This is a genomic window from Hydrocoleum sp. CS-953 (assembly GCF_002260545.1).
Classification (GTDB): domain Bacteria; phylum Cyanobacteriota; class Cyanobacteriia; order Cyanobacteriales; family Microcoleaceae; genus Trichodesmium.
In genome coordinates this window covers 1-3,813 of record NZ_LGSU01000602.1, presented here as the reverse complement: position 1 = coordinate 3,813, position 3,813 = coordinate 1, and the positions used below count along the sequence as shown (strand labels likewise).

Below are 3,813 nucleotides of genomic sequence, written 5' to 3'. Positions count from 1 at the left end.
TCCGCGCACCCCTGAGATTGCTGCGCTGACGCTTGCTATCGCAAAGCTGCGCTTTTCATGTCGCGGAGCGAAACGCAATGACGACTATTCAATCGGATTCTATATTATCCCATAGAATCTCTGTTTAACAAAAAGAGCGATCGCTAGTTTCTAGACAAAGATAGAAATTATCAAAAACTTACTAGACTGACACAACTAATGGGTGTGCACCTACGCGGGTTTATGTAAATCTTAGAGTAAGCATTAAAATTCTAGATAAAACCCGCCCCTACTATTGCACTATTTTAGCTGTGTAGTTCCACTACAGTGCTTTTTAATCAACTACATCGCTATAAAAAAACCTTGCAGGGACGTTGCATGGAACGTCCCTACTACCGTGCAGGAAAACCGCTGTAAAATTACTTCGCCCTTGCTACATCCATAATGTCATCCATTACGGAACCCGACTCTTCCATCTTGCCAATATCCAACAAAGTCTTCAACAATGAATCAGGGTTTAAACTCAATGAGTCAATACCTTCCTCAACTANCAGGAAAACCGCTGTAAAATTACTTCGCCCTTGCTACATCCATAATGTCATCCATTACGGAACCCGACTCTTCCATCTTGCCAATATCCAACAAAGTCTTCAACAATGAATCAGGGTTTAAACTCAATGAGTCAATACCTTCCTCAACTAAGAAGCGGGCAAACTCTGGATAGTCACTAGGTGCTTGACCGCAAATACCAATCTTGCGATCGTATTTCTTGGCAGCTTTAATGGCAATTTTTACCATCCGACGTACCGCTTCATTCCGTTCGTCAAAAATGTGCGCCACCAATGCCGAATCTCGGTCTAAACCTAAAGTCAACTGAGTCAAATCATTAGAACCGATAGAGAAACCATCAAATACTTGGGCAAATTCATCAGCAAAAATCACATTGCTGGGCAACTCGCACATCACATACACTTGCAACCCATTCTCGCCCCGTTTCAAACCATTTTTCTCCATCTCTGCCAACACCTTGCGACCCTCATCAGGAGTCCGACAGAAAGGAATCATTGGAATCACATTAGTCAAACCCATTTCATCCCGTACCCGCTTCAACGCTTTACACTCTAAAGCATAAGCATCGCGATATTTTGGATCGTAGTAACGAGAAGCACCCCGCCAACCAATCATGGGGTTTTCTTCCCCAGGTTCAAACTGACGACCGCCCAATAGGTTCGCATATTCGTTACTCTTGAAATCACTCATCCGCACCACTACAGGATTAGGATAAAAAGCAGCAGCGATCGTGCCTACACCTTGCGCGAGTTTATCCACAAAGAAATCTGGTTTGTGTTCGTACAACCCGGTCAAATTACCAACTTCCCGTTTCACTAACGGATCTTCCAACTCGTCATAGTGAATTAAAGCTAATGGGTGAGCTTTAATATGATTGGCAATAATAAACTCCAACCGTGCTAAACCGACGCCATCGCAAGGAATAGAAGACAGACCAAAAGCTTCCTCTGGGTTGCCAACGTTCATCAAAATCTTAGTCCTAGTCTTAGGTAAGTCACCCAACAAAGTTTCCTGCACCTCAAACGGCACCATACCCTCATAAACTTTGCCTTCTTCACCCTCAGCACAACAAACAGTCACTTCCTGACCAGTCATCAACACTTTAGTCGCATCACCACAACCAACTATTGCTGGAATACCCATCTCCCGCGCAATAATAGCAGCATGACAAGTACGCCCGCCTTGGTTAGTAACTATAGCGCTAGCCTTTTTCATAATAGGTTCCCAGTCAGGATCGGTTTTGTTAGTCACCAAAACTTCCCCTGGCATAAACTCATCAATTTTATGCACGTCAAGAATAACACGAGCTTGACCTTGCCCAATCATTTCTCCCACGGCGCGACCGCGAACTAATACATCACTACTACCTTTAAGTTTGAAGTTACGGAGAATGCTACCAGATTTTTGAGATTGTACTGTTTCTGGACGCGCTTGCACAATGAACAATTCACCAGTGAGACCATCTTTTGCCCATTCAATATCCATTGGCGTGTAATGGTCGCGCACTTCAGAATAATGTTCTTCAATAATACAGGCCCATTTTGCTAGTTGCAAGATTTCGTCGTCATTGATGCAATATTTTTCCCGTTCGGAAACTGGCACTGGCACATTTTTGGTAAGTTTGGAACCGCCGATGTCATAAATCATCTTCAGTTCTTTTGTACCGAGGCGTTTTTCCAGGATAGGGCGGAAATCTTCTTTGAGGGTAGGTTTGAAAACGAAGTATTCGTCTGGGTTGACTGCTCCTTGCACAACGTTTTCACCTAAACCGTAAGCTGCTGTTACCAGGGCAGCATTTTTGAATCCAGTCTCAGTGTCAATGGAAAACATGACACCAGAGGAAGCGAGGTCAGAACGTACCATTTTTTGTACGCCCACTGACAAGGCAACGTCAAAGTGGTCGAAACCTTTGATGGTACGGTAGGATATGGCGCGGTCTGTGAATATGGAGGCAAAACATTTATGGCAAGCTTCTAATACTGCTTCATCACCGTAAATGTTGAGGTAGGTTTCTTGTTGTCCAGCAAAACTCGCATCCGGTAAGTCTTCAGCAGTTGCGCTGGAACGTACTGCTACATCTACTTCTTTGGTGTAACGTTCACATTCTTGTTTGGAATTTCCTTCTAGTNATATGGCGCGGTCTGTGAATATGGAGGCAAAACATTTATGGCAAGCTTCTAATACTGCTTCATCACCGTAAATGTTGAGGTAGGTTTCTTGTTGTCCAGCAAAACTCGCATCCGGTAAGTCTTCAGCAGTTGCGCTGGAACGTACTGCTACATCTACTTCTTTGGTGTAACGTTCACATTCTTGTTTGGAATTTCCTTCTAGTTTGTCACAATATTCGGCGGAAGTTCCGTAGCGATCGCACATTTGATGATATGCTGCGACGATGGCTGATTCTAACTCTTCTGGGAATGGGGTGTCAAGAATCAGAGTACGAGCTTGTTTTCCACGTTTTCGTAAGTTCCTGACATCTTCTACGTCTAGGTCAGCAAATAGTTCTCGCAGTTTTTTCTCTAATCCCGCTTTTTCGACAAAATACCGATATGCGTAAGCTGTAGTCGCGAATCCATTGGGAACGTTTACACCTTTGGGAGTTAACTGTTGAATCATTTCTCCTAGGGATGCGTTTTTACCTCCAACTAATGGAATATCAGCAATTCCTACTTCTTCAAACCATAGGACAAAAGCTGTTTCTTTATCTACTTTTGTTATGTTTTTTTGACCTAATAGGTTCACCATAATTTTCTTCTCCAATGTTTTATTTATACCGTGTTGCTAGGCAGGATTTATTTATTTAATGTAAGGATTCAGCTTTTCGTATTTTCGTCAAGAATAAAGCAACTACTAAGATTAGCTGAAGACCTTTTTCGTGTCGGACTTTTAATTCTCCTTGAAGACTAATTCCTCCTGACAAAATAATGAATTAATGGCTGATAGCTGTTAGCTGAGTGCTGTTTGCGCAGCATTCCGTCAGGAAATGCTTACTATTTAGTTTTGTTTATTTTTTTTTCAAAATGTTAAACCGAATGATTTATTTATGGGATGTTAAGAAAAACAAACTTATCGATCCCTAAACGTTAAACTCCATAAGTAAGGTGAATTATTTCTATATATATCCTAGCTTTTCAGCTAGAGGAGGTTTTTTTTCCTCCATCTATATCCTAATACTTTCTACTGTAATTGCAATATAGGGTCTGAAAAATTCTTTAGTTACAAAAAGTAAAAATTTTTGTTTTTTCAGTGGTAAAGGTTATTATT

Annotated in this window: 1 protein-coding gene and 1 pseudogene; both read right to left on the bottom strand. The window is 41.7% G+C overall.

Annotated features, from left to right (window positions below; genetic code table 11):
• Positions 1 to 549: 549 nt before the first annotated feature.
• A pseudogene (gene ppsA / locus AFK68_RS06645) lies at positions 550 to 2,677 on the bottom strand (phosphoenolpyruvate synthase); the annotation flags it as partial.
• Between the two features lies 1 nt (position 2,678).
• Positions 2,679 to 3,294 (bottom strand): PEP/pyruvate-binding domain-containing protein (locus AFK68_RS41160; RefSeq protein ID WP_305778130.1); only part of this gene is annotated, 616 nt, incomplete at its 3' end.
• Positions 3,295 to 3,813: the final 519 nt, after the last annotated feature.